This window comes from Psychrobacter sp. 219-2-C (genome assembly GCF_049560815.1).
Taxonomy (GTDB): Bacteria; Pseudomonadota; Gammaproteobacteria; order Pseudomonadales; family Moraxellaceae; genus Psychrobacter; species Psychrobacter faecalis.
On record NZ_CP186933.1, the window covers coordinates 655,458 to 681,072 of the forward strand.

Below are 25,615 nucleotides of genomic sequence, written 5' to 3' on the forward strand. Positions count from 1 at the left end.
CACGCCCAAATTACCCCCATAATCTAAGCACTTCCAAATAATAAATAGCCTAAGTAAATATGCCCAATACTTCTAAGAATACTGCAGAAACTGCTACTGAAAACACAACCAACGACCTAAGCTCTAATGAATTTAGCTCCAACGAAAATGAAGCAAGTAAAGCCGCTAACCCAAATAATGATGACTCAAATATTACTGTAAACAGTGATAAAGCATCTTCGTACGCGAAGGTTGCCACTGACTTACCAGTTTTAGCCAAAGATAGCTATTATCTCAGCCGTTTAGAGCGTGAGCTGGCGCGTGCCGCTGTGGCTAATAATAAAAGAGATCAGAAGGGTTCTGATAATAAAGCAGAGGACGGGCTAACCAAAAAACGTGCGCAGTATGACAAAATAAAAACCCGCTCACAGCAAGCGGTGCAAGCGCGTATTGATAGTATTCCAGAGAAATTGGCAGAAAAACTCAATCTTGATTTGCCCGTGAGTCAACGTGCTGATGACTTGGTTCAAGGTATTATTGATAACCAAGTGATTATCGTGGCAGGTGAGACGGGTTCTGGTAAGACGACGCAATTGCCAAAGCTTGCAATGCTAGCAGGTCGCGGTATCACGGGGCAGATAGGGCATACTCAGCCAAGACGTCTGGCAGCACGCAGCGTAGCAAACCGTATCGCTGAAGAATTGGGCGAGCAGCTAGGTAATACCGTCAGCTTTAAGATTCGTTTTAATGAGCAAGGATCGGCACAATCTGTCGTAAAGCTCATGACCGATGGTATCTTGCTCGCTGAATTGGGTCATGATCGTTTCTTGAGTAAATATGACACCATCATCATTGATGAAGCGCATGAGCGTAGCTTAAATATTGACTTTATTATGGGGTATCTAAAAAAACTGCTGCCCAAGCGTCCTGATTTAAAAGTCATTATTACCTCAGCGACCCTTGATACTAGACGCTTTAGCGAATATTTTAGCCATTATAATAAAAAGCTCAAGCGTAACGTGCCTGCGCCGATTTTTAATGTTGAAGGGCGTAGCTATCCTGTGGAAGTTCGTTATCGTCCGCTGACCGATGAGCCAGTAAACAGCTCGGATGATGATAGCTATGATGACTTTGAAGAGAATCTGCCTCGCGCGGTGGTTGCTGCCGTCGAAGAATGTTTTAGCGATGCACAAAACAAAGGTCATGCCGATCAAGCAGATATTTTAATATTTGCGGCGACAGAAGCTGAAATTCGTGAGCTCCAAGAGGTGCTTGAGCGTCATGGGCCAAAACATACCGAAGTGCTGCCACTATTTGCACGGCAGACTTATGAAGAGCAGCAGCGAATCTTTCAGCCTTCAGGTCGCGGTCGGCGTATCGTTATCGCCACCAACGTTGCCGAGACGGCGCTGACCGTACCCGGCATTCGCTATGTGATTGACTTAGGATTTGCGCGGATTTCGCGTTATTCGTATCGCTCACGCGTACAGCGTTTACCGATTGAAGCCATCTCACAAGCTGCGGCCAATCAGCGTAAAGGTCGCTGTGGTCGTGTGGCACCGGGTGTTTGTATTCGTCTTTATTCTGAGGAGGACTTTACTGGTCGTCCAGAGTTCACTGAACCTGAAATTTTACGTACCAATCTTGCCTCCGTTATTTTGCAAATGGCCAACCTGCGCTTAGGCAGTGTCGATGATTTTGCCTTTATTGAGCCACCTGATAGCCGTTTGGTCACTGATGGGCATAAATTGCTTGATGAATTGGGCGCGATTACTTCCAAAAAAGCTTCTCAAAAAGAAACGGCCAGTAATGCTAAAAAACAAAAAGGTCTCGACCATTTGGTTTTGACGCCGACTGGGCAAAAAATGGCACGTATGCCAATTGATCCAAGGCTGGCACGTATGCTAGTTGCCGGTAGCGATTTTGATTGTATCCGTGAGATGCTCATCGTGGTTGCGGCGCTTGCTGTTCAAGACCCGCGCGAGCGTCCTGCCAATAAGCGCCAGCAAGCGGATCAAAAGCATGCTGAGTTTCGTCAAGATGATTCAGATTTCTTATTCTATTTAAGTCTGTGGAAAGCGCTGTTTGAAAAAGACGAAGACGGCAACAAACTGTCTGGTAATCAGCGTAAGAATTTTTCCAAGAAAAATTATTTGAGCTTCCCGCGCGTCCGTGAGTGGCATCAAACCCATCGCCAGCTGGTACAAATGGTCACTGAGCTAAAACTGACCGATGTTAAGGAGGCAAAAACCACTAATAAAGGTAGCAATAAAAAAGCTTCTTTAGAGAATGTGACTAGCGACCCTACCGCGATTGAAGATGAAGAACTCAAAGCCGTTAAATATGCCAATTTACATCGTGCGTTATTAACGGGTCTGTTATCTACGATCGCGCATAAAACTGAAAATCGCGGTGAGTACTTAGCCGCGCGACAGCAAAAAGCCAAAATCTTCCCAGCCAGTACGGTGTTTAAACAAGTACCGCCTTGGGTAATGGCCTTTGAAGTGGTGGAAACCTCGCAAGTATTTATGCGCACCGTTGCCAAAATTGAGCCTGAATGGATTATCTCAGCGGCAGGCGACTTGTTAAAATATCACTACTTTGAGCCGCATTGGTCGAAGAAGACCGGACGCGTTAAAGCTTACGCGCAGATTAGCTTATTTGGTCTGATTATTATCAGTAAACAGCTGACCAACTATGAGCAAGTCAATTTAAGCGAATCGCGAGAAATCTTTATCCGTGATGGTTTGGTGACCGGTAATTTGGGTCGGCAAGCGCCATTTTTACAGCATAATATGGATAAAATTGCTGATATTGAACGTATCGAAGACAAATTGCGTCGCCGTGATTTATTGGTTGATGAAGAAGCGCTGTATCAGTTTTATGATAGAAAAATCCCCGAGCATATTGCCAGCCGCAAAACGTTTGAAGATTGGCGTGCCGAGGTGGAAAAAACTGATACTAAGTATCTATTCTTCACCGATGATGACGTACTTAATAGCCAAGCGCCAACGACAGGCGATTTTCCAGAAGTGTGGAAACTGGGTGATTTAAAATTACCGCTGCGTTATGTCTTTGATCCGTCAAGCGATGATGATGGCGTGACCATTCGTGTGCCACTGGCAGCGCTACCGCAGCTTGATGCGATTGAGCTATTGTGGGGCGTACCCGGCTGGCGTTATGAGTTGGTATTGCAATTGCTCAAGTCATTGCCGAAAGACATTCGCCGTCAAATCGTCCCCATTCCTGATACTGCCGATAGCTTGTTTGATGAGTTGCAGCCTGCTGGTGGACAAGGATTGCTTAAGCAGCTGTGCCAAGCTTTAAATCGCCGCGGCATTATGTCGGTGACGCCTGAGAGTTTTAATCCTGCTAGCATCGATCGCTATTTGCAGCCCCAAATCTGCGTGGTCGATGACAAAAACCGCATTATCGAAAAAGGTCGCGATCTACAAACGCTACAAATTCGCCATGCTCAAGAGACCCGCCAAGCGGTGAATGAGCAACAAGGCACGCATACGGAGTTTCCTGAGCATTTTGCCTTTAGCAAGAACCATCATAGCGCAGGCGTGGTGATGAAACAGTTTGCCGCCTTAGTCGCAGACGCGTCGGGTGAAGCGGTATCGATTCACCAATATACCGACGTTAATGCGGCGCTGCAGGCGCACCGTATCGGGGTTTTAACTTTAATAAAAGCTAAGCTTGGCGCGAAGAAAAAACAGCTGACCAGTCAGATTGATAAGATATTTAAATTGGCTTTTGCTCCCCTTGGTGATATGGAGAAGCTAAAAACCATCGTTATCGATGCGGCATTAGATGCAGCGCTCGAAGAGCATTATGTGCTATTTGATCATACTGCCGATTTACCTGAAAGCGCTGATGATACTGCTGTTGCCCTTGCGGAAGAATTGCCTTTTACGCCAGAGGAGTTTGAGAAAACCTTAGAAGTCGTCGCTGGTAACTTCCTATTAACGGGTCAAGATGTCATAAAAACACTCAAAAATGTCTATACGCGTTGGCAGCGTATTCGTCAGAGCTTACTCATGCTTGATAGAGAAATATTTGGCGAGTCTATCGAAGATATCGAAGACCAGCTAGAGGATTTGCAGTTGGCTGATTTTGTTTATCGCATGGATTATAGCCATTGGCAGCAGTATCCGCGTTATTTGGAAGCATTAGAGATTCGTCTTGAGCGCCTTGAGCACAATCTTGAAGCGGATCTTGATGGTGTCTACGCTCTTGATGAGCATATGGAGCGGCTGGCAAATCGTGCCAATGATAAAGCCATTAGCGAATATCGCTGGATGGTTGAGGAGTATCGCATTCAACTCTTCGCGCAGCCGATGAAAACCCGCATGGCGGTATCACCGAAGCGTCTAAATAAAATGTGGGAGAAAGTGAGTTAGTAACTAGGAATTTTACCGAAAATCCAGTTATCCTAGATAGCTAGTGAGTAGGGTGGGCCCGGCGCACCATTTCCATGTAATTTACTTCTTATCGGTGCGCTTGGCGCACCCTACAATAATTTCCATATCTATGGTTAAACTATAGCAATGCTCTAACCTTTGGATACACCATATTGGCAGGAGACAAGATATCATCTAGCGTTTCTTTGTCCATCAGTTTTTCTTCTAATACGATGTCGTAAACACTGCCACCAGTCTCTTGTGCTCTTCTCGCAACAAAAGAAGAGGCGTCATAACCAAGGTGCGGATTTAGCGCGGTGACCAGACCGATATTATTGAATACCTCGACACTACATGCCTCGTTGTTCATCATCAGACCATCGATACAGCGCGTGGCAAACATCTCACAGATATTAGCCAGCATGCTCATACCCGTAAACAAGTTAAAGGCAATGACGGGCTCAAAGACGTTTAGCTGTAGCTGACCATTTTCTGACGCCATAGCGATAGTATGGTCGATACCCATGACATGGAAACACGCTTGGTTCACCACTTCTGGGATCACAGGATTTACTTTACCCGGCATGATGGAGCTACCAGGCTGCATTTCAGGCAAGCGATATTGCGCTAAACCTGCACGCGGACCCGAAGACTGCAAACGTAAGTCATGGGCAATCTTAGATAAACGCGCAGCAAAGAGACGCAAATTGCCAGACAAAGCCACATAAGCACTGGTGTCTTGTGTCGCTTCAATCAAATCTTCAGCAATATAATAAGGTCTGCCAGTCAAATCAGACAAGGTTTTGGCAACTTCTTCAGAATAGCCCGCTGGTGCATTCAAGCCCGTACCAATTGCTGTGCCGCCCATATTGATTTCATGAAACAGCGCACGAGTAGATTCGATACGATCCATCTCTTTTTTGATCATGGTTGCAAAGGCGTTGAACTCTTGACCCGCGGTCATAGGCACAGCGTCTTGCAAATGCGTGCGACCCATTTTTAATTGATCGGCAAGCTCCGCGCTTTTTTTCTTAAGGCTGTTATACAAGATATCCATTTTACTTAATAGATGGACACAGTATTCATCTAACGCCACATTCATCGCTGTAGGGTAGGCGTCGTTGGTTGATTGTGACAAGTTGACATCGTTATTTGGATGCACGTGCTGATAGTCGCCTTTCTCGTAGCCTAGGATTTCTAAAGCACGGTTAGCAATCACTTCGTTGGCGTTCATATTGGTCGACGTACCTGCACCGCCTTGGAACATATCAACGATAAACTGATCATGATATTTATCAGCAATTAAATCATCGCACGCCGCTGCGATAGCATCTTTAACGGTGTCATTTAGCACGCCTACTTTATTATTGGCAATTGCTGCTGCTTTTTTAACGGTGGCAAAAGCACGAATAAAGGTCGAAAACTGGTTTAAGCGCACTCCACTGACCGTGAAGTTTTCAAAAGCACGTAAGGTTTGGATACCATAGTAAGCATCAGCGGGCACGTCACGATAGCCGAGTAGGTCATGTTCTTGGCGAGTAGCAGTTGTCATGCAATAAATCCTTTCAATAAAAAGCCCTGATTAAGACGCAAAGATACCGTCATTTGTTAACATGACAGTAGTAGCCTTGCATTGGTAAGTCTATATGGTTGACCTTATAGCATAAGCCTTTTAGGTAGGGATTAACAATGAATATTTATTACATCACGCATAATAAAATAAAAAACTTTATATTATAAATAGTAAGCGCTAAACGTTTTTATCTGAAGAAGGCCGTAAACTCATTAAATCCACCTTCAAAGTAAAGATAATATGATTTTATCTCTACTTTAATATAGTCAGTGTAAAATAAAAGCGACACGTTATAGATTTTTGCGACTGGTATAAATTTTCCTTGCTTGCTGTTATCACAGAGGCTACGAAAAATTCATCCCAGTCGCACTGTAACGATTTTAGAGTAATTCTACTATAGTTAGTTTAAAGCACTTAATAAAAGCCAAAATTTGCTTTAGGGTTTTGCTCTTATATTTTCTGTCACCACACCCATCGCATAAAACAGCAAGGCGATAAGGGTCATGGTGACGATAAACGGCGTTAAAACCCAAATTACGATATTGATGAGTAATGATGATAATAAACCATTGAATATAATGGTATGCGGCGCGATAAAATCGGTGATGACATCGACTGCGCGTTTGGCAATCGGGAAAAGTAGGGTGCTGACAGCCAGAATATAGAGATATTTGGCGAAGTCAGGATTGCTTGAGAGGACGATAAAGTAAAAGCCTACATAGTAGCTGATACCTAATGCCCAGCATTTGAGAGTGTAGCTAAAACGAATCATCTGACTTCCTCCCTAAATCTGACGGTGATGTGACCATCCATGCATAACACATCAATACCTAATATATTCTAATAATTGAATATACTATTATATGTTATATTACGAATATACAAGTTAAGTCAACTGTTTTTTATCACCATCTTTATTTAACTAACAGCACACTAGCTGCGAGATTACACCCTAAGATTTTATCAATAGAAAATAAATAGCCTAAGCAAAAATTAAAAACCAATGCAATAAAAAGGAAAAAACCATGTGGAACGAGCGCTACAATAGAGCAGAGTATGTTTTTGGTACCGAGCCCAATGATTTTTTAAAAGAAAATTTTCAAAAAATACCGCTAGGTGGCAAAGTTTTGTGTCTGGCTGAAGGCGAAGGCAGGAATGCAGTTTTTTTAGCAGAACAAGGTTACCAAGTGACCGCCATGGATATGTCTAACGTAGGATTAAATAAAGCTTTAAAGCTGGCGCAAGATAGAGGCGTTGATATCATCACTCAAGTTGCTGATTTAGCTGACTATGAGTTTGGTCAAGCACAGTGGGACAGTATCGTTGCTATCTGGGCGCATCTGCCGCCAGCCATACGCCAGCACGTTCATGGGCAGATTGCACCAGCGCTCAAGCCAGAGGGCATGTTTATCTTAGAGGCTTATACCGAGCAGCAGCTAAGCATGGACGCTGTCGGCGGACCTCCTGCAACACAAGAAGAGCGCTTTGGTTCGTTAGCAGTTTTGCGTGCTGAGCTGGCACAGTTAGAAGAAATAACGGGTATCGAAAAGCAGCGCATGATTTCTGAAGGTAAGCGCCATCAAGGTTTGAGTGCGGTGGTACAGTTTATTGCTAAAAAAACAGATGAGCATGAATTTAGGCGCTAATTTATGAACGTGATTGTCAGTTTTGATAATACTTATATTCTTTGATTTTGACTGCTTAATTCTAGACATGTAATTCAGCACTCGGGCTGATGCCAAATAAGCGTTTATATTCTCGGCTAAATTGGCTCGGGCTTTCATAACCGACTTGCATAGCGATTTGGGCAATTTGAGTGTCATTTGCTTGGATCAGTCGTCTTGCTTCCATCAAACGCAGGCTTTTTTGGTATTGAAGCGGGCTTAACTGAGTAATTTCCTTAAAATGATGATGAAACCCTGAGACACTCATCCCGCAGCGACTGGCCAATTCTTCGATAACTATTGCCTCATTTAAATGCGTCTTTATCCAATCGGTGGCTTTGCTAATACGGTGCGTATGGCTGCCATTGACCACCAGTTGGCGCAATTTATTGCCTTGCTCTGCTATAAGCAGGCGATAGTAAATCTCCTGCTGAATTAATGGAGCAAGAAAACCAATATCATTTGGATAATCAAGCAAGTGTATTAGGCGCTCAAACGCCGCCATGATGGTACTGTCCAATTGCCACTTTATTCCTAAATTTCTTTCAGTATTAGGCGGTTTCGGCGGTATTTTTGCTAAAACCTCACCAATCATGACAAGGTTTAATTTCATAGACAGCACGATAACCGGACGCTCTACCGTCGCATGCCTTATATGCATGCTTAAAGGGATATTAACGGGGCAAAACATGAGATTACTTTTGTCAAACCTTTGACAGTCGGCACCTAAGTAAATCTCGCGCGCACCTTGTAAAACGATGCAGATACTAGGTTCTTGAATATAGCTGACGGCTTTACTGGGTTTATCAGCATAGTAAAAAAACAAACCTGAAACGGCTGATTCAATGGTTCTGTTTCTAGGTAATAACGATAGGAGTTGCTCAATAGTTGATTGATTCATTAGCTTTTCATATTTTATACAATTGCTCGATACTATAGAGTTTTGTAGGATTGGGCAAGAGGTTTGGAGCTATGTTCTAACAGATTGTCGCGCTGAGTCTTATACTAGCCTTATTGAGACTGATGCAGCCTCATGATTGATTGAATCAAATTTTGTGTAAGTAAAACATAAGGAATAGATAATGAAAATATTTTATAAAACTCGCGCCACAGCAACGGGCGGTCGTTCTGGTCACACCGGTCTTGATGATGGTTCGTTAGGTTTTGATTTGGTGTCATTTCAAGAGCAAGATAAAGAAGGTGTCAATCCAGAACAGCTTTTTGCCATGGGTTACGCCGCTTGTTTTGATAGCGCCTTAAATATGACGGCGCAGCACATGAAACTGCCGATCACTGCGTCAAAGACCTCGACCCAAGTTGGTATTGGTATGAAGGCCGATGGCAGCTATAACTTAGATATCGATTTGTACGTTGAGGTGTCTGGTATCGATGAGGTGCAAGCGCAAACCCTTGTTGAGGCGGCTCACCAAGTATGCCCGTACTCCAATGCTACTCGCGGTAATGTGGATGCGCGTTTGCAGGTGACTGTGGTTTAGATATCATTTTATTAAACAATGGCTTTGATAGCTGAGTTAGTAGATACACTAATAACTATAAACAAGTATAAGAATACCGTGACTTTCAATTGCTTGGATATATAACGTATCCAAGCAATTTTTTTATCCAAACAAGATAAAGGTCATTTGTTTAACTCTATAAACGAATAAAGCGCTCTTTGAGCAAAAATGAAAACAATATCAATACTAAAACTTTGTTCGAAATTAAATAATAGTGACGTTTGCTCTCTGTTCTATTTTGTGTGAATAACTTGCTGGGCTTCGAGCTTCTCTTTATGTCTGTTATGGTAAAAACAAATAAGTTGATAGCGAAATGACAGCTTATTTTTATAGAGTATCTTTTTTACAAAGTGCTTTTCAAATAATAACAACATAATAAAAGGGCGAATATTATGAATAATGACACTAAGAACAATAACGCTAAAAACGCTGATGCTAAAAATAACAAAAAGCGCATTATCGATAATTCTGAAGATTTAAAAGCCAAAATCACCGAATCTATTGATGATTTTAAATTGCGCGCTGAGCTTTTGATAGCTAATTTAAAAGAGGGCGGCGATGATGGTTATGACCATTCGACGACCACTGCCGGTGAAAAAGGGCTTAAATCCGGAAAAGTTTCAGAGCTAACGGTGATTGCACCGTTAAAAGAAGGTGGGGCAGAACGGCTAAAAAAAGTCTTAGAGATTGCTGGCGGTAATTTGGCAGGGGCAACGCGAGTTGGTACGCTGCACGATTTACGCTTTGTGTTTTTAGACAATGATACCAGAGTGTTGTTTTGTACTGCTTATGATGGCGATTGGGACCCTTATATCGACGACTTTGCCACTAAAATTCCTGAGCTGATGGATATTTTATTCGGTAGCGTTGAAGGTTGGCCTGGCATTAAAGACCCGAGTGTCAAACAGTTCATTTTAGATCATCAAATCACTGCCGCTGGTTGGTATGTAGGAGTTCCGCATCTGACTATTCAAGATATTCGCCGCCAAGACCGCATCGTTAAAGGCATTAATAAAGCGCTGGATGAAGCACAGTCTTAAAGTTTGTGATAAAACAATAAGATATTACTAATTTATGCCATCCTTTTATATCACCATTTTTAAATGGGCTGGGTGATATAAAAGGTAAGGGCAAAGTAAACTCAGATAATGATAAAAATAGGGTTAACAATGAGTAAAAACACTGGAAATAATAATAAAAATGATAGTACTTCAAAAGATAATCAGCCTTTAACCAGCAAACTGCATGAATTAAAGGATAACTTTGGCAATCGTATCGTAGATAGCAATGTTGAATCGTGGTTAGCAGATATTAAAAAAGAAGTCGGCGATGGTATCGAGACTTTAGCGAATAAAGCACGCGGCATCTTTAATCCAAATACCGTCACCATGCAGCTAGAAGACATTCAATCCATTATTTTACGCGACCGACCAACGCCTTATTATGGAACAATCGTTGCGCTGAAAATCAATAATGCAGAAGCTGGGCGCCAACTTTTGAAAACCGTTTTACCTGACGTGACTGGCAGTAAGGCGTGGCATAAAGACATGCAAGCGACGCTATCTATTGTCATGACTTATGATGGTTTAGAGGCGCTCGGCGTGCCGCAGTCGTCATTGGATAGCTTTCCAGAATCCTTTAAAGCAGGTATGGCGAAGCGCGCAGAAAAGCTGCGGGATTTCGATATCAATGCCCCAGAAAACTGGGCTGCCCCTTTTGGTGATAAAGGCGATATCCATGTCGGTGCGGCCATTATTGCTGATAGTAAAGAGAAATGGCAAATAAAGCTAAAGGAGCTGCAAGACAATATTCAGTCGTATATCAATGAAGATAATCCCGCCAATGGCGATATTGAGATTCTTATGGAGCATGCTTTTGGTTCAGACAATAATGTCAAAAACGTCTTTGGCTATCGCGATGGTATCAGTAATCCAGAGATTCAAGGCAGTGGTATACAAACGCCGCCAAGTCTTGACGGTGAGGCGATAGCAGCAGGCGAGTTCGTATTAGGTTATAAGGGCGAGGCGGGCACGATAGCACCAATGCCGCAGCCAGAAGTCTTGGGCAAAAACGGCTCATTTATGGTATTGCGTGCCTATAACAGTCATGTCGCCGCTTTTAATAAATTTCTAAAAGAAAATACGCAGAGTGACGAAGAAGCGGAGTTACTGGGCGCAAAAATGTGGGGACGTTGGCGCTCAGGTGCGCCTTTGGTCTTATCTTCTGAACATGATGATAAAGCACTGGGCAATGACCCCAACCGCAACAATAACTTTGGCTATAAAGACGATCCTTATGGCAAAAAATGTCCATTTGGTGCCCATGTACGGCGTATGAATCCAAGAGACAGCAAAGACTTTATTTTATCAGACGTACGTATTCACCGTATCGTTAGGCGCAGCGTCGGTTTTGGCGAGGTGTTGCCGCCCGATGTGACTGAGGACGATGGCAAAGAGCGCGGGCTATTTTTTATTGGTATCAATGCTCATGCTATGGAGACTGTTGAATTTTTACAATCGCAATGGATTAATGATGGTAACTTTATGAGCTTAGGAGAAGAAAAAGATCCGATGCTTGGTGTCCATCATGGCGATAAAGACGACGCTGCTGATACCTTTACCGTACCTGCTGACCCAATTCGTCAGCGCTATCACGGTATCGAAACTTTCAATACCTTGTACGGCGGTGAGTACTTATTTATCCCAAGCCTATCGGCGCTAAAATGGATCAGTGAATTGTCTTAAAAGCATAAAAATACCGTTTCATTTACAAGAATAACTACTGATAAAAAAGGATTAAAAAAATGCTAAAGAAATTATTCAAACCTAAATATGTACCTTATGACGCAAAATATATTGCGCTGAGCGCAGAAGACGAGCGTAATATTCGCACCATTACCGATGATATCAAAAACTATATCGGTCGAAGTGATAAAGCCAGTAACGTCAATTACCATACGCGCGATGCTCATGCCAAAGGCTACTGCGCCCTTAAAGCCAAGTTTGAGATAGTAGATAATTTGCCTGCTGAATACGCGCAAGGTCTGTATGCCAAAGCAGGCATTCATGATGCCGTCATTCGTTTTTCTAACGGTGCCTCGCGCGTTTCGCCTGATCGTAAGCTTGGGCTAGCACAAGGTTTGGCGATTAAGATCTTTGACGTAGCGGGTGAAAAACTCGCTCCCGGCGAAGAAGATAGTCTTAACTTTGATTTTAATTTAATCAATCATCCGGTGTTTTTCTGTAATCGAATCGAAGATTATGCCTATATCTCTAAGCTATTTTTAGAGCTGCCAGAATACGCTGAAAAAGGCGCAAGAGGCAAAGCGCAATTGGCTTTTAATTGGTTGACCAATTACGGCTCAAGATTACCGACCAAAGAGTCTTTTAAAACCTTTAAAGCACTGGGCGGATTTATAACCATTGAGCCAAAAAACACCTTGCTTTATGATTTTCATTCGCAAGGCGTAGTGCGTCATGGCGATTATATGGCAAAGATAAGAGTCACGCCAACTAAAGCTGCGGCTAAAAAAATCACCCGTCGTGAGCTTGATGTAAATGCACGCGAGGAAGCAATTCGCCCGCTGATTATCGATGAAATACGCGAGCATGATTATCAGTTTGACGTGCAGATTCAGCTGTGTCGCAGTCTTAAAAAGCAGCCGATTGAAGAGATCACCACCGAATGGAAAGAGAAGGACGCGCCATTTGTGACGGTAGCGAGACTGACAATTCCTTGTCAAGATGTGCCGGATGACGGTCATTTTGAGATTATGGAAAACTTATCCTTTACACCGTTTCGCTGCCTAGAGGAAAATCGTCCGATTGGCAATTTGCAGCAGTCGCGACTAAAAGCCTATCAAATAGCTTCAGAAACTCGTCATAAGCTAAACAATGTCAAACGCCGCGAACCTAAAAGCTTAAAAGAAACTTTTGATAAGTCATTCTTTTAATTGCTTATAAATGCCTAAATTGGTTTATTAAAGATAAGTTTAAATAAAGAAATAAGGCACAAAAAAGAGCCAGTAGTTTGACTGCTGGCTCTTTTCTTTAAATAGGTCTAAGTAAAAATACAGATGTTACTTAAGTCACTGTTTATTAACTACCAGTCATTATTTATGATTATTATAGTTGGCAATTAACTTGGTATTCTTGACCTTTGTCTGTTTTGATGGTCATGATGCCGTAATCTGCTTTAGTGTGCCAATCGTAAGTGGTCTGTGGGTTCACATCGTTGACATAGCGAGCGCCAGAACCTGAAACGGCTTGTTTCATGCTAACTTTAGCGTTGTCTAAGCCAACTTTTGGTAAAGTAACGTTTAGGTTGGCAGCTTCACCGTTTGCAGTATACGCAGCAGTGATTTGACCATCGTCTTCACAAGTAAATGATTGAGTTACTGGTTGAGTATTGGCTGGTGGCGTTGTGGTGGTCGGCGCGCTGGTCGCACAAGCAGCGAGTAGTACGGCAAAAGGGACAACAGCGAATAATTTTTTCATAATAGTCCTCAAAAATTAATGTGAATTTTATTGGTTACGCTAAGGCCGTATCATACAATAAAAAATGTAATTTCGTGTTGTGGTTCGTATTTGGGCAAGTAACATCAGCTAGCACTTTTATCACTGCACGCTATGGTCAGCAAAGCTTGGCATATTTCCTTGCACATTATGCGTCTGATGTTAATGGTATGATTTTACTCTCCCTTTATTTAAAATAAAGACCAACACTGCGCCTAATATCACTACACTTGCGACAATAAAATCTAAAGTCAATTTCTCTGACAAAAATATCATACCGAATAGGGCGGCAAGTACCGGTACACAAAGTTGAACTACTGCTGATTGGGTGGTTTTTAAGAGCGGCATCGCCATATACCAGACACTGTAACCGATGCCAGAAGCGATAGCGCCTGACGCGACTGACAATATGATACCTGTCATGCTGATATCGTTTAAATAACTCATACCTAATAATGCCAATATTGGCACAGCCACTAGGCTTCTTATAAAATTAAAGCCAGTCGTTCTGAGCGGTGAGACGCAGTTTTTACCACGTATGCTATAGATACCCCAAGCGCTACCGCTTATTGCCATTATAAACGCCACAGAAAAGGAAGGCGTGCTAGCTGATGGCAGCATCAAGTATACAAAACCTATCAATGCGATCAAAAGCGCTGTCCACTGCACGCGAGTTAATGGTTCTTTATGATAAATGCCCCAACCAATCATTGTAAGCTGCACGGCGGCAAATAAAATAAGCGCGCCCGTCCCGGTATCAAGCGCTTGATAAGCCACTGAAAAACATAGTGCATATATAACTAAGCAAAGACTACTAAACCAGTCGCCTTTATCTTTTAAGACAGGCTTATCAATACTGCCAGTCTGTTTTGGACCATTTCTTCTTAAACGGTTTCTTCTTAAAAAATACGCTTGCAGCAGCATGATAAGACCAAGGCACGCGGCAGCGCTAAGCAAGCGGATAACGGTAAAATTCCAAGCATCAATTGCGCCGTCTGCCAATGCCATTCTACAAAGCAAAGAGTTGGCGGCAAAGGCTATTAAAGCGATCATCGTAAATAGGGCAGCTTTCAAAAATAATTCCTACAGGTACGATAGGTTTTTGCCTAAGATTTGGGGTTATTTCTCTATTCTTTTTAGCCATTTAGCCACTTGCTGCACCCGTTGCACTCTATCGCCACCGATGCGTTGAATATCTTTATTATGCAAAGTTAACTGACTGGCAAAATAAGCACTGATATCTTCACGCTGATGCGGGCTATCACGCAAATCATCGGCGACCCACGGGATATCTACTTCGGTCAAGAGTATCAAATCGTAATGGTGCGTTAATGCCGCTTGAGTAAGCGCTTTAGGGCAGTCGCCGTAATACCAATTGGCATACACCATCAGCTCAAATAAACTGGTATCACAAAATAAATAACGGTTGTCATCAGGCAGTTGCGCTGCTTGTTTGGCAAGCTTATTTTCTAAGTCGATTTGACCTTGCGCGATAGGTAGTAAATCATCCCACGTGCAAGTCAGCTGCTCGTTATCCCATTTTACTTGCAGGTAAGTGCGCATATATTCTGGTACCCACGGACTGCCAAAATGCGCAGCCAAATCGCGGCATAATGTGGTTTTTCCAGTGCTTTCTGCCCCTAGTATGGCGACATTGATCACCGATTTAGGCGTATGCTGCGTGAGATTGTACGCGGTAGCGTCGTTGCCATTCATAGTATGCCCAGATTGCGATGAGAGTGAAGACTACGTACTGTAGCGCGGTAAAAGTTAGACCTTTATAAAAATACAGCGGCACGGAAGTCGCATCAGCAATAATCCAAAGTAGCCAGTGTTCGATTTTACGCCGCGCCATCAGCCACATTGCCATTAAAAACAGCGCGGTGGTCAGTATGTCGGTGTAATCGACCCAGGTAAATAAGTGCAAGCCCAATACCGCGCCATCAAAGCTAAAGTTATTATTGATAACAGGTCTAAAATAATAGACCAAAGCGACAAAGGCGACGGTCGCTGCCGCCAGTACAGTGAGAATAGGGAGGTCTTTTTTGTTTAAATGTTCAATGTCAATGGCAGAGTGAGCGTCCGCATTATAGGTGTGTTCATCTTGCTGCTGGCTGGTTGGATTTATATGGTCATGATGCTTTTTGATGTCTGTATTGTGCTTATTTTGCGTCCAATTTATCCAACCATAAATACTCATGATACTGTAGTAGGCGTTGATAAACATATCGCCGAACAGTTGCCATTTCCAAAGTAGATAGACAAAAATAGCGGTGCTGACCAATCCAATAGGAAAAACCAAAATATTGGTTTTGCTGGCAAGTAAGACGCTGCTGACCCCAAATATGACCGCAATCAATTCTAAGGCAATAAATAGGGTTGAGTAGTCAGCATACTGCCCAAATAACCAGTTTAAGAGTTCCGCCATTGCTATTCCAAAATTAAAAAGTAAAGCGAGAGTTAACAAACAAGTTGCAACCAAATGATGATAATTCACAGCAATTATAGCGCAGCTGTCTACAAATGAAGCCAGTCTTTACTTATTCTCATTAAGAAGCGGATTATTTGTAACAAAGTATTAGAAAAATTATATTATTCAGGCATAATAAAGGCACTTATTTTAAGTTTACAGTTATTCACCGAGAATTAGACGACTGTTGTTTTTCTCCACTTTTATGCTTATTGCAAGCACCATCGTAGTAGACAAGGAAGCGTATCATGACGACTTGTATCACAGGCACTGGCCTATATATCCCCCCTTATAGCATTAGTAATGAAGAGTTAGTAGAGTCATTTAACCAGTATGTTGATAATTACAATGCCAAACATGCTGACGCGATTGAAGCTGGCACAGTTACGGCGCTAGAGCACTCATCAGCGGCCTTTATCGAAAAAGTATCGGGCATCAAATCACGTTATGTGATGGAGAAAGACGGTATCTTAGATCCTGAAATTATGGCACCTGTCATTGCCTATCGTAATTTGGGCGAAGAGCTGTCTATCATGGCAGAAATGGGCGCTGCTGCATTGAAAGATGCGCTCGCTGATGCAGGTCTTGAGGCCAATGATTTAGACGGTATTATTCTTGCTTGCTCAAACTTCCAGCGTACTTATCCTGCGGTCTCTATCGAGATTCAAAATGAGATTGGTATGGTTGGTGGCTTTGCTTATGATATGAACGTTGCTTGTAGTGCGGCGACTTTTGGTTTATCGCAAGCACATGGTTCTATCGTTTCGGGTCTTGCCAAACGCGTTGCGGTTGTGAACGTTGAGATTACTTCAGCGCATCTAAACTGGCGCAACCGTGATAGCCACTTTATTTTTGGTGACGTTGCAACAGCTTGCATCGTAGAAGAGCTTGATACGCCAAAAGGCTACGAGATTCTAAACGCCAAGTTATTCACTCAGTTTTCGACCAATATCAAAAACGAATACGGCTTTATGGATCGCTCTGAGTTCTTGGCGGCACAGACTGAGATGTACCCCGATATCAAAGAGCCGGTCACTGACAAACTGTTTTTACAAAACGGTCGTAAAGTATTCCGTGAAGTCTGTCCAAAGGTTTCTGAGATTATTACTGAGCATTTGCATGAAAACAATCTGCAAGCCAGCGATGTCAAAATGATGTGGCTACATCAGGCCAATGCCAATATGCTGGATTTAATCTTGCGTACCGTTATCGGTAAAGAAGCGGATAAAGCGATTGTACCAAGTGTCATTGATGAGTTTGCCAATACCAGCTCCGCAAGTCCTATGATTGTGTTCCATCGCTACAAGGATCAGCTAAACTCTGGTGATTTGGGTGTGATTTGCTCATTTGGCGCCGGTTACTCGATTGGTTCGGTACTGGTTCGTAAGGTTTAATAGTTAATAGAAGCTCTGTTTTAACCATAAAAATAGCTAAGAGAATTCTTAGCTATTTTTTTTATGCTCGCCGTTTGTTTTTTTGTTTCGTGATGCCTTTTTATAGCTATAGCAAGCAGAATTGAAGGTTGGTATATGGGTGTAATCGCGTATAAATTGAGCAGTTTGCGAATATAATGGCAAGATTGCTGAGAGGTTTTAAATTAAGCGCAAAAATTTGCTATAATCACTCTCTTATTTTACTCATTTTAAAAAAGTCCTTTTATGAAAGAATCCTTACGCCTGCGTTTAGACCAGATGGTAGACCGTTATGAAGAGGTCACCGCCTTATTATCCGACCCAAGTGTCATCAGCGATAATAATAAATTCCGTGAATTGTCCGTTGAGCATAGCGACTTGATGGAGATCACGACGTTATGGCAGAACTATGTGCGGGCAGAGACGGATCAAGCGGATGCAGAGGCGATGCTTGCGGAATCATCAGACCCTGAAATGAAAGAGATGATGCAGGATGAGATTGACAGTGCGAGTAAGACCATTGCTGAGATGGAAGAAGCGCTTAACGTCATGATGTTGCCAAAAGACCCCAATGATAAAGTGCCAGCGTTTTTGGAAATTCGAGCGGGGACAGGCGGTGATGAAGCAGCGATTTTCTCGGGTGATTTGTTCCGTATGTATCAAAAATACGCGCAAAACCAAGGCTGGACGGTAGAGATTTTATCAGCCAATGAGGGCGAACATGGCGGTTATAAAGAAATCATTACTCGTGTGTCGGGCAATAGCGTTTATGGTCGTTTAAAGTTTGAGTCGGGTGCGCACCGCGTCCAGCGTGTGCCTGAAACCGAGAGCCAAGGTCGCGTCCATACTTCAGCGTGTACGGTTGCCGTTATGCCAGAGGTTGAGATTGATGATAGCGTCGATATCAATCCTGCTGATATTAAAATGGATACGTTTCGCTCAAGCGGCGCCGGTGGTCAGCACGTTAACACCACTGACTCTGCGGTACGTTTGACCCACATTCCAACGGGTACCGTGGTAGAGTGTCAACAAGAACGCAGTCAGCATAAAAACCGTGCTCATGCGATGAAAATGCTGGTGTCCAAAATTCAGCAAGCAAAAGTACAAGCACAAGTCGATGTGGCTGACTCAATACGTCGCGACTTGGTTGGTAGTGGTGATCGCTCAGAGCGTATCCGTACCTATAATTTCCCGCAAGGCCGTATGACCGACCATCGAATCAATTTGACGTTATACAAACTTGATTCGATTATGGAAGGCGACTTAGATGAAATCCTTGATGCGCTGCTGCGTGAACACCAAGCAGACTTGATGGCTAGTATCGGCGGCGGTGATTAAAAGCACAAACTGTCTAAGTTAGCTAAGCTGGACGCCAACAGTCAGAAAGATTTTGCTATTTTTTCATATTAAAAATAAGTTTTATTTGAACGTTTTATTTTAATTTTACTTCGTTTATTCCTTTAATTATCTAATAATTTTGAGAGTATTATGTCAAAGCACAACAATCAAAATCCGAATCAAGAGCAAGCTCCAGAAGACGCCAACGAGCTTATTGCTCAACTGCAAACCAAGCTGGATGACATCAAAGCATCAGGTAAGCAGCCTTATCCGAATACCTTTAAGCGCACGGACTATGCTCAGGATTTACAAACGGCTTTTGACGGTATCTCAAAGCAAGAAATTGAAGATAAAATTGCCAATGGTGAAAAAACTCAGGTAAATGTAGCCGGTCGCGTGATGCTCAATCGCGGCGCGTTTATCGTGATTCAAGATATGACCGGTCGTATTCAGTTATATGTAGCACGCAAACAGCTAGACCCAGAGACACTAGCGACGATCAAATCGCTAGATTTGGGTGATATCGTTGGGGTATCTGGTTATATTGGTCGTTCTGGCAAAGGCGACTTATATGTCCATATCGAAGCGCTGACTCTATTGACCAAAGCGCTACGTCCGATGCCAAATAAGTTCCATGGCTTGGCCGATGTCGAAGCACGCTATCGCAATCGTCATCTTGATTTGATGACCAATGAGACCACGCGCGATACCTTTGTGATTCGCAGTCAGGTTATCAGCGGTATTCGCAAATTTATGCTAAACGAGCGTTTTATGGAAGTTGAAACGCCGATGATGCATCCTATTCCAGGCGGCGCGGTTGCGCGTCCGTTTGTGACCCATCATAACGCCTTAGATATGCCGTTATATCTGCGTATCGCGCCTGAGCTGTATCTAAAACGCCTAGTGGTTGGTGGTTTTGAAAAAGTATTTGAGATTAACCGCAGTTTCCGTAATGAAGGCGTCTCAACCCGTCATAATCCTGAATTCACCATGATTGAGTTTTATCAGGCATATGCCGATTATCATGACTTGATGGATTTGACCGAGCGCTTGTTCAATGAGCTGGCGATGGATATTTTGGGCACCACGGAGCTGACTTATCAAGGCGAGGCGATTAGCTTAAAAGCCCCATTTATCCGCTTGTCGATGTCTGATGCCATCGCTAAATATGCCGAAAACTTCGATATATCGCGTATCAACGACCGTGATTATCTTGCAGAATATGCTTCAACGACGCTTAAACAACAAGTCAAAGATGTCTTTGGCGTGGGTAAATTGCAGACCATTATCTTTGAAGAAACCGCTGAGCATCAGTTACGTCAGCCGACTTTTATCACCGAATACCCAGCTGAAACTTCACCGCTGGCACGCCGTAGCGATGACAATCCTGACATTACCGATCGCTTTGAGCTATTTATCGGTGGTCGTGAACTGGCAAATGGCTTTAGTGAGCTCAATGACCCTGCCGATCAAGCTGAGCGTTTCCATGGCCAAGTCGCTGAAAAAGACGCTGGCGATGATGAAGCGATGCATTTTGATGAAGAATATATCGAAGCCTTGTCTTATGGTTTACCGCCAACAGCAGGTGAGGGTATCGGTATCGATCGTTTAGTGATGCTATTTACTGACTCGGCCAGTATTCGCGATGTAATTTTATTCCCACATATGCGCCGCAAGTTCGAAAGCTAGACTGCTTTACTTGCCATAAATCGACGCTGGGACTAAACTGAACATAAGAAGGCTTTTTGTACTTTTAACGGAATGGTCTCAAGTGTTTTATGAGACCTTATGGATAGGGATGTTATGGACACTCAGCAAGTACCAGCGTCGATTTGGCAGCAGATGATTCAGCAAAACTTTTTATCTTTGTACGATTTAACTCCAGACAAAATCACTGACCCTGAATATCTTCAGGGGTATGATTTTGTCTTTGAGTTTTCTAATGCTGTGGTCTACCTTATCGTCAATGATGTGACGATACAGGCTGATAGACAGGATATCGATAGCACTCAGGTGCGTACGTGGAGAAAAGACGTTGTCAATCAGCTGATTAAGCAACACGCTCAGTTGTATCTTAAGAATGATCAGGCGCTTGCCTATCAAAATGATTCTAAAAACCAGTCTAAAAATAAGTTGGCATCTGGCCAAAGGCAAACAGTAGACAAGGCGATTTATTTTATTGGTTTGACCGCACTTTCGGTTCAGCATCAAGAGATTGCTGAGATAAATGCTGAAAAGAATAATGCTCAAAACCTTTATCAAAACCGCTATCAGAATAGTTATCGTAATAGCCAACAGAGCAAACCTGTAGAAACTGCCTCATATGCGGTTGGCTATGAATATGGCAGTCAGTTTTTTGCAGAAGACTGTGTGTTAGATTTGGACGATGAAGAAAGTGTCTTGCAAGTCTTTAGCTATCAAAACTTCACTGAGATACTCAAGCAATTGGTGACGCCCAGTGATTTGACAGCATTTTTAGATTTTCATCGCCGTAAGTTTGCGGGATTTGAAGCGTTTCAAGACGAATCAACCTTACTTGCTCAGTTTTTACAGTCGCCAGATTTTCACCAAAGGGCGATTGAGGTTCAAAAACAACTGGTCAGCCATAATTTGATAGCAGAGATTGAACCAAGATTGCTAAAAGCGGCAGAGCCTGAGCAGACGGAGTTTGCTCAAGCGTTGATGGCAGAGATTCAAAAGAACACGCGCATGTGGTACAAGCTGTTTAATAGCTTAGTCAGAGCGTGTTATGACGTGGGTACGCCATTGCCAAAAGAGCAGGTTGATATTTTGGTCGATGAGTCCATGTACACCTATGCTTGTTTGGTAGAGAAAATATTGGCGCATAGAACGATTGACCAAGATTCACGCTGGAATGGCTACGTGCGCCATGAGCACTCTTATAATGTCTTTGGGCGTCATTATCTGCTGGTTTTTTATGCGCAAGATGACAGCAGCTTGTTAAGTGCGGACAAAGTGCGTGCCGGTCATCAAGACTTATTATTTGAGCTCAACGCGCAAATGCAGCAGCCAGTCATGCAAGATCTGTTTTTAATCGGTGTCGATGTCAGACCCTGTGACGACAGCGTAAATACCGAAGTTCATCTTGACGCCTTTCATCAGCAAGGCTCGCTTATCGATGCCAATACCCAGCGTTTGTATGAGCAATTGGCTGAGTTACGGGCGCAATCCTAACTTGTGCTAGAACCCAGTTTCGACGTTTGGTTTCAATACCTACTTTGATAGTTAGTTTTAAGCTAAATCGCTGATTTGAAGCTTTATTTATATCATTACTCACATTGGCATTTATTATGACGCAGCAATATCAAGTTTTAGCGCGCAAATATCGTCCAAAAAACTTTCACGAGTTGATTGGGCAATCGCACGTCTCCCAAGCACTGATTAATGCGATTGATTATAATCGTCTGCATCATGCTTACTTATTTACGGGTACGCGCGGTGTCGGTAAGACCACTATTGCGCGTATTTTGTCTAAATGTTTAAACTGTGAGAAGGGTATTACTAGCACGCCATGTGGTGTCTGTAATAACTGCGTGGCGATTGATCAAGGACGGTTTATTGATTTAATCGAGATTGATGCGGCCTCGCGTACCAAAGTTGAAGATACTCGCGAGCTACTTGATAATGTGCCATATGCGCCAAGCCAAGGTCGCTACAAGGTATACCTGATTGATGAGGTGCATATGCTGTCGACACACAGCTTTAATGCGCTGCTCAAAACCTTGGAAGAGCCACCTGAGCATGTAAAATTCTTACTAGCCACCACCGACCCACAAAAGCTGCCCATCACGATTATCTCGCGCTGTTTGCAGTTTGTGTTGCGTCCTTTATCGCAAAGTCTGCTTAGTGAGCATCTAGCCAATATCTTAAATCAAGAGCAGGTGGATTATACTCAGCCTGCGCTTTGGCAATTGGCCAGTGCTGCTAAAGGCTCGGTGCGTGATGCGTTATCGCTGACCGATCAAGCGATTGCATTTGGACAAGGCGCGCTCGATGATGTAACAGTTAATGCCATGCTTGGGTTAATTGATGCCGCTGACTTGGTGCGTTTAATTACAGATATTTATAATCATGATAAATCAGCAGTCGCCACACATATCGAGCAAATGCGGGCGCAAATGGTCGATGCCACTAGCATGTTTGACGGCTTGGCTGAGCTGTTACATCAATTGGCATTGACGCAACTGCTGCCTGAGGTTGCGCTTAACGTAAACGAAGCACAAGCGCAGCAGATTAATCAGCTTGCGCAGCACATGAGTCCTGACGTTTTACAGCTATATTACGAAATCGTCGTCCAAGCGCGTGAAGGCGTAAAGCTGGCTAGCACACCGATGCAGGCGCTTGAGATGTGTATTTTACGTCTATTAGCGTTTCGACCTTTACCCGTCGATGAGATTTTAGCAAACGTACCGGATACTACTATATCTTCTGTCCCTAGAGCATCTAGCTCTGTATCATCTGTTTCTACAGGCTCGATAGAAACTAATACGGCCGATAATGCTAAGGCTGAACTCAATACAGTATCAATAAGTGCCAGTACTGCTGATGCAGCAAACACCACTGCGCTTTTAAATACAGCTGAAAATATAGCGCCTTCATTAGAGCAAACCTTAGCAGTAGTAGAAGCGCTATCAGAATCGCAGCCAGAACCACACTTAGAGCCAGCAGCGGACTCAATACTGCCCCTACCAGGCTATGATGCTGATTATCAGACCTCAAGTCAAAATGAGGTCGAGCCATACAATACAAGTTATGATGATGCTGAATTTGACCAATATAATAGCTACGGTAATGATGAAGGATTGGATTTATTAAGCAGCAATGTTATCTCTGAGCCTGTTATTGAGCCTGAGCCTGTTGTTGAGCCTGAGCCTGTTGTTGAGCCTGAGCCTGTTGTTGAGCCTGAGCCTGTTGTTGAGCCTGAGCCTGTTGTTGAGCCTGAGCCTGTTGTTGAGCCTGAGCCTGTTGTTGAGCCTGAGCCTGTTGTTGAGCCTGAGCCTGTTGTTGAGCCTGAGCCTGTTGTTGAGCCTGAGCCTGTTGTTGAGCCTAGCGCAAATGATTCTCAATTAACTGCGCAAGTGGATGATCCGCGTACTTTATTACGCTGTGCGCCGCAAGAATTAACGGGCGAGTGGACGCCAGAAAAATGGGACTACTGGCTACAATGCGCCCGCGAAGCTGGTAGTTTGGCACCCGATGAATTGGCATTAGCGCGCCAAGGGATGATGACCGGTCACTGTAACGCTAAAGCGGTCTTTGTCACGGCGGTAGATAGTAAGCATCTGCAAGCTACTTTTCAGCAGTTGGCAGCGAAACTGCAAGAACAGTTTACGCAAGCAGACATTAGCTTGCACATAGATAGTAATATTATGCAAGCCGAAGATAAAACCCCTGAGCGCCGTCAACAAAAACGCCTTATTGAAGCGCGTACAGTGGCAGAGTCTAGATTGCTTAATACGCCCGTTATGCAGTATTTGACGGAGCGCGGTGAAGGAAAAATGGGTAAGGTTCAGTTATATTAAAGCGTTCAGTTATATTAAACAATGTTCAATTTTATGATTGGCAATCTTTAATCAGTAAACCTTTATATATTTTATTATAATTCTCCAAATATCAAGGCGATATCAATTTATCGCCTTGATATTTTTCGTTTTATTAATGACTAAATAGCTTTGGATGACTAACAGAGTTATAGTAAAAAACTGTAAGATTTATTATAATCCGCTATAATGGTTAAGTTATATTAAAAACTAAAAAGCAGCTTAGGTGGAAATATGTTAGATAATTTACGTGGTATGGCTGTGTTTGCCAGTGTGGTCGGACACGGCTCTTTTAGTGGTTCAGCTCGCGAATTGGGTATTACGACCAGTGCGGTCAGCCAACAGATACGCGCTTTAGAAAACGAGCTTGGCGTAGTACTCCTACATCGCTCAACTCGTAAGCTTAGCTTAACAGAAGCGGGCACCAGCTTTTATGAAGCGGCAAAAGATGTGGTCAGTGCCGCTGAACAAGGGCGTATTAAAGTCAATCAATTACGTGATGAGCTTGCTGGTAGTTTGCGTATTGCAACGACGCCTGAGCTTGGCGTTCACCATATTTTGCCCGCTCTATCGACTTGGATGTCGGCGCACGATGACCTTAGCATTACTTATTTTGCTGACAATCATTATATCGATATGATTGATGAGCGTATCGATATTGCGGTACGTATGAGCCCTAATATCAACGACTCAACCTTGAGCAATCATCCGTTATCTGATGTGCGTCAACTGTTGGTCGCCTCGCCGCAGTATTTACGTCAGCATAAAAAGATTGAAACGCCAAAAGACTTAGCAGACCATCAGCTGATTTGTATCGATATCATGAAGGATGCAAGTCATGTCGAGCTTACTCAGACCGAAACAGGCAAGAAAACACGCATCAAAATGAATTCGCGTATTCACACCAACAACGTCTTTATGGCGATGACTTTAGCAAAGGAAGGTCATGGTATAATTCGTATCATGGAGATGGACGTCAAAAGAGAGCTTGAAAATGGCAATTTGGTCGAAGTGTTGACTGGTTATCAGCTGCCAAGTTTCGTGCTATATGCCGTCACCTTAAACCGTGATCAGCAACCAGCAAAAATCACCCGTTGCTTAGAAGTATTAAAAAAGTACTTTCACGCCAATTAAGTTAAGTATTTAGTAATATCTGATTAAAATGCTTTTAAAATGTTAAA

At 43.1% G+C, this 25,615-nt stretch carries 19 protein-coding genes; 12 read left to right on the forward strand and 7 right to left on the reverse strand.

Features of this window, described 5'->3' with window-relative positions; translation table 11 throughout:
• Positions 1–59 precede the first annotated feature (59 nt).
• On the forward strand, positions 60–4,385 hold the full coding sequence (hrpA, locus tag ACPEGP_RS02670; protein ID WP_423813843.1) for an ATP-dependent RNA helicase HrpA: 4,326 nt from the start codon (positions 60–62) through the stop codon (positions 4,383–4,385).
• A 139-nt stretch (positions 4,386–4,524) separates the two neighbouring features.
• Here the strand turns inward: hrpA and ACPEGP_RS02675 are convergent, their stop codons facing one another.
• Both ACPEGP_RS02675 and ACPEGP_RS02680 read right to left on the reverse strand, forming a co-directional pair.
• On the reverse strand, positions 4,525–5,937 hold the full coding sequence (locus ACPEGP_RS02675; protein WP_191689912.1) for an aspartate ammonia-lyase: 1,413 nt from the start codon (positions 5,935–5,937) through the stop codon (positions 4,525–4,527).
• A 457-nt stretch (positions 5,938–6,394) separates the two neighbouring features.
• Entirely contained in the window at positions 6,395–6,730 is a 336-nt protein-coding gene (locus ACPEGP_RS02680; protein ID WP_144296210.1) for a hypothetical protein, read from the reverse strand.
• A 253-nt stretch (positions 6,731–6,983) separates the two neighbouring features.
• On the opposite strand from ACPEGP_RS02680, the gene ACPEGP_RS02685 reads away from it, so the two are divergent.
• Positions 6,984–7,604, forward strand: coding sequence for a class I SAM-dependent methyltransferase (locus ACPEGP_RS02685; RefSeq protein WP_369958239.1), 621 nt, complete (start codon positions 6,984–6,986; stop codon positions 7,602–7,604).
• A gap of 61 nt (positions 7,605–7,665) precedes the next feature.
• Here ACPEGP_RS02685 and ACPEGP_RS02690 read toward each other — a convergent pair whose 3' ends face one another.
• Positions 7,666–8,523, reverse strand: a complete 858-nt coding sequence (locus ACPEGP_RS02690; RefSeq protein WP_423813844.1) for an AraC family transcriptional regulator N-terminal domain-containing protein — start codon at positions 8,521–8,523, stop codon at positions 7,666–7,668.
• Positions 8,524–8,704: 181 nt separating this feature from the next.
• Here ACPEGP_RS02690 and ACPEGP_RS02695 point away from each other — a divergent pair, with 181 nt between their 5' ends.
• From ACPEGP_RS02695 to ACPEGP_RS02710, 4 genes are all read left to right on the forward strand, one after another.
• Positions 8,705–9,118 (forward strand): organic hydroperoxide resistance protein, encoded by a 414-nt coding sequence (locus ACPEGP_RS02695; protein WP_423813845.1) that lies wholly within the window; start codon positions 8,705–8,707, stop codon positions 9,116–9,118.
• Between the two features lie 413 nt (positions 9,119–9,531).
• Entirely contained in the window at positions 9,532–10,179 is a 648-nt protein-coding gene (locus ACPEGP_RS02700) for a hypothetical protein (RefSeq protein ID WP_225211551.1), read from the forward strand.
• Positions 10,180–10,308: 129 nt separating this feature from the next.
• Positions 10,309–11,883 (forward strand): Dyp-type peroxidase, encoded by a 1,575-nt coding sequence (locus tag ACPEGP_RS02705; protein WP_423813846.1) that lies wholly within the window; start codon positions 10,309–10,311, stop codon positions 11,881–11,883.
• Positions 11,884–11,942: 59 nt separating this feature from the next.
• Entirely contained in the window at positions 11,943–13,091 is a 1,149-nt protein-coding gene (locus tag ACPEGP_RS02710) for a catalase family protein (RefSeq protein WP_423813847.1), read from the forward strand.
• Positions 13,092–13,263: 172 nt separating this feature from the next.
• Here ACPEGP_RS02710 and ACPEGP_RS02715 read toward each other — a convergent pair whose 3' ends face one another.
• From ACPEGP_RS02715 to pnuC, 4 genes are all read right to left on the reverse strand, one after another.
• Positions 13,264–13,635 carry an MliC family protein gene (locus tag ACPEGP_RS02715; protein ID WP_423813848.1) on the reverse strand — a complete coding sequence of 124 codons (372 nt, stop codon included), beginning with the start codon at positions 13,633–13,635 and terminating at the stop codon, positions 13,264–13,266.
• A gap of 180 nt (positions 13,636–13,815) precedes the next feature.
• Entirely contained in the window at positions 13,816–14,727 is a 912-nt protein-coding gene (locus tag ACPEGP_RS02720; protein ID WP_423813849.1) for a DMT family transporter, read from the reverse strand.
• 45 nt (positions 14,728–14,772) lie between these two features.
• A complete protein-coding gene (locus ACPEGP_RS02725) occupies positions 14,773–15,369 on the reverse strand; it encodes an AAA family ATPase (RefSeq protein WP_423813850.1) in 597 nt (198 codons plus the stop codon).
• On the reverse strand, positions 15,320–16,081 hold the full coding sequence (gene pnuC / locus ACPEGP_RS02730) for a nicotinamide riboside transporter PnuC (RefSeq protein ID WP_423813851.1): 762 nt from the start codon (positions 16,079–16,081) through the stop codon (positions 15,320–15,322). The genes ACPEGP_RS02725 and pnuC overlap by 50 nt, the downstream gene beginning before the upstream one ends.
• 290 nt (positions 16,082–16,371) lie before the next feature.
• Between pnuC and ACPEGP_RS02735 the strand changes: the two genes are divergently transcribed.
• From ACPEGP_RS02735 to ACPEGP_RS02760, 6 genes are all read left to right on the forward strand, one after another.
• Entirely contained in the window at positions 16,372–17,517 is a 1,146-nt protein-coding gene (locus tag ACPEGP_RS02735) for a beta-ketoacyl-ACP synthase III (RefSeq protein WP_102077064.1), read from the forward strand.
• A gap of 264 nt (positions 17,518–17,781) precedes the next feature.
• A complete protein-coding gene (prfA, locus tag ACPEGP_RS02740) occupies positions 17,782–18,873 on the forward strand; it encodes a peptide chain release factor 1 (protein WP_102077065.1) in 1,092 nt (363 codons plus the stop codon).
• A 150-nt stretch (positions 18,874–19,023) separates the two neighbouring features.
• Positions 19,024–20,562: a lysine--tRNA ligase gene (lysS, locus tag ACPEGP_RS02745; RefSeq protein WP_144296199.1), complete on the forward strand. Its 1,539-nt coding sequence runs from the start codon at positions 19,024–19,026 to the stop codon at positions 20,560–20,562.
• A gap of 114 nt (positions 20,563–20,676) precedes the next feature.
• Positions 20,677–22,068, forward strand: a complete 1,392-nt coding sequence (locus ACPEGP_RS02750; protein WP_423813852.1) for a hypothetical protein — start codon at positions 20,677–20,679, stop codon at positions 22,066–22,068.
• A 116-nt stretch (positions 22,069–22,184) separates the two neighbouring features.
• A complete protein-coding gene (dnaX, locus tag ACPEGP_RS02755; RefSeq protein ID WP_423813853.1) occupies positions 22,185–24,416 on the forward strand; it encodes a DNA polymerase III subunit gamma/tau in 2,232 nt (743 codons plus the stop codon).
• Positions 24,417–24,668: 252 nt separating this feature from the next.
• Positions 24,669–25,568, forward strand: coding sequence for a LysR family transcriptional regulator (locus tag ACPEGP_RS02760; protein WP_423813854.1), 900 nt, complete (start codon positions 24,669–24,671; stop codon positions 25,566–25,568).
• Positions 25,569–25,615 lie beyond the last annotated feature (47 nt).

Coding starts and splice junctions, on each gene's coding strand:
- hrpA (WP_423813843.1), top strand. CDS start 60: ATGCCCAATACTTCTAAGAATACTGCAGAAACTGCTACTGAAAACACA.
- ACPEGP_RS02675 (WP_191689912.1), bottom strand. CDS start 5,937: ATGACAACTGCTACTCGCCAAGAACATGACCTACTCGGCTATCGTGAC.
- ACPEGP_RS02680 (WP_144296210.1), bottom strand. CDS start 6,730: ATGATTCGTTTTAGCTACACTCTCAAATGCTGGGCATTAGGTATCAGC.
- ACPEGP_RS02685 (WP_369958239.1), top strand. CDS start 6,984: ATGTGGAACGAGCGCTACAATAGAGCAGAGTATGTTTTTGGTACCGAG.
- ACPEGP_RS02690 (WP_423813844.1), bottom strand. CDS start 8,523: ATGAATCAATCAACTATTGAGCAACTCCTATCGTTATTACCTAGAAAC.
- ACPEGP_RS02695 (WP_423813845.1), top strand. CDS start 8,705: ATGAAAATATTTTATAAAACTCGCGCCACAGCAACGGGCGGTCGTTCT.
- ACPEGP_RS02700 (WP_225211551.1), top strand. CDS start 9,532: ATGAATAATGACACTAAGAACAATAACGCTAAAAACGCTGATGCTAAA.
- ACPEGP_RS02705 (WP_423813846.1), top strand. CDS start 10,309: ATGAGTAAAAACACTGGAAATAATAATAAAAATGATAGTACTTCAAAA.
- ACPEGP_RS02710 (WP_423813847.1), top strand. CDS start 11,943: ATGCTAAAGAAATTATTCAAACCTAAATATGTACCTTATGACGCAAAA.
- ACPEGP_RS02715 (WP_423813848.1), bottom strand. CDS start 13,635: ATGAAAAAATTATTCGCTGTTGTCCCTTTTGCCGTACTACTCGCTGCT.
- ACPEGP_RS02725 (WP_423813850.1), bottom strand. CDS start 15,369: ATGAATGGCAACGACGCTACCGCGTACAATCTCACGCAGCATACGCCT.
- pnuC (WP_423813851.1), bottom strand. CDS start 16,081: ATGGCGGAACTCTTAAACTGGTTATTTGGGCAGTATGCTGACTACTCA.
- ACPEGP_RS02735 (WP_102077064.1), top strand. CDS start 16,372: ATGACGACTTGTATCACAGGCACTGGCCTATATATCCCCCCTTATAGC.
- prfA (WP_102077065.1), top strand. CDS start 17,782: ATGAAAGAATCCTTACGCCTGCGTTTAGACCAGATGGTAGACCGTTAT.
- lysS (WP_144296199.1), top strand. CDS start 19,024: ATGTCAAAGCACAACAATCAAAATCCGAATCAAGAGCAAGCTCCAGAA.
- ACPEGP_RS02750 (WP_423813852.1), top strand. CDS start 20,677: ATGGACACTCAGCAAGTACCAGCGTCGATTTGGCAGCAGATGATTCAG.
- dnaX (WP_423813853.1), top strand. CDS start 22,185: ATGACGCAGCAATATCAAGTTTTAGCGCGCAAATATCGTCCAAAAAAC.
- ACPEGP_RS02760 (WP_423813854.1), top strand. CDS start 24,669: ATGTTAGATAATTTACGTGGTATGGCTGTGTTTGCCAGTGTGGTCGGA.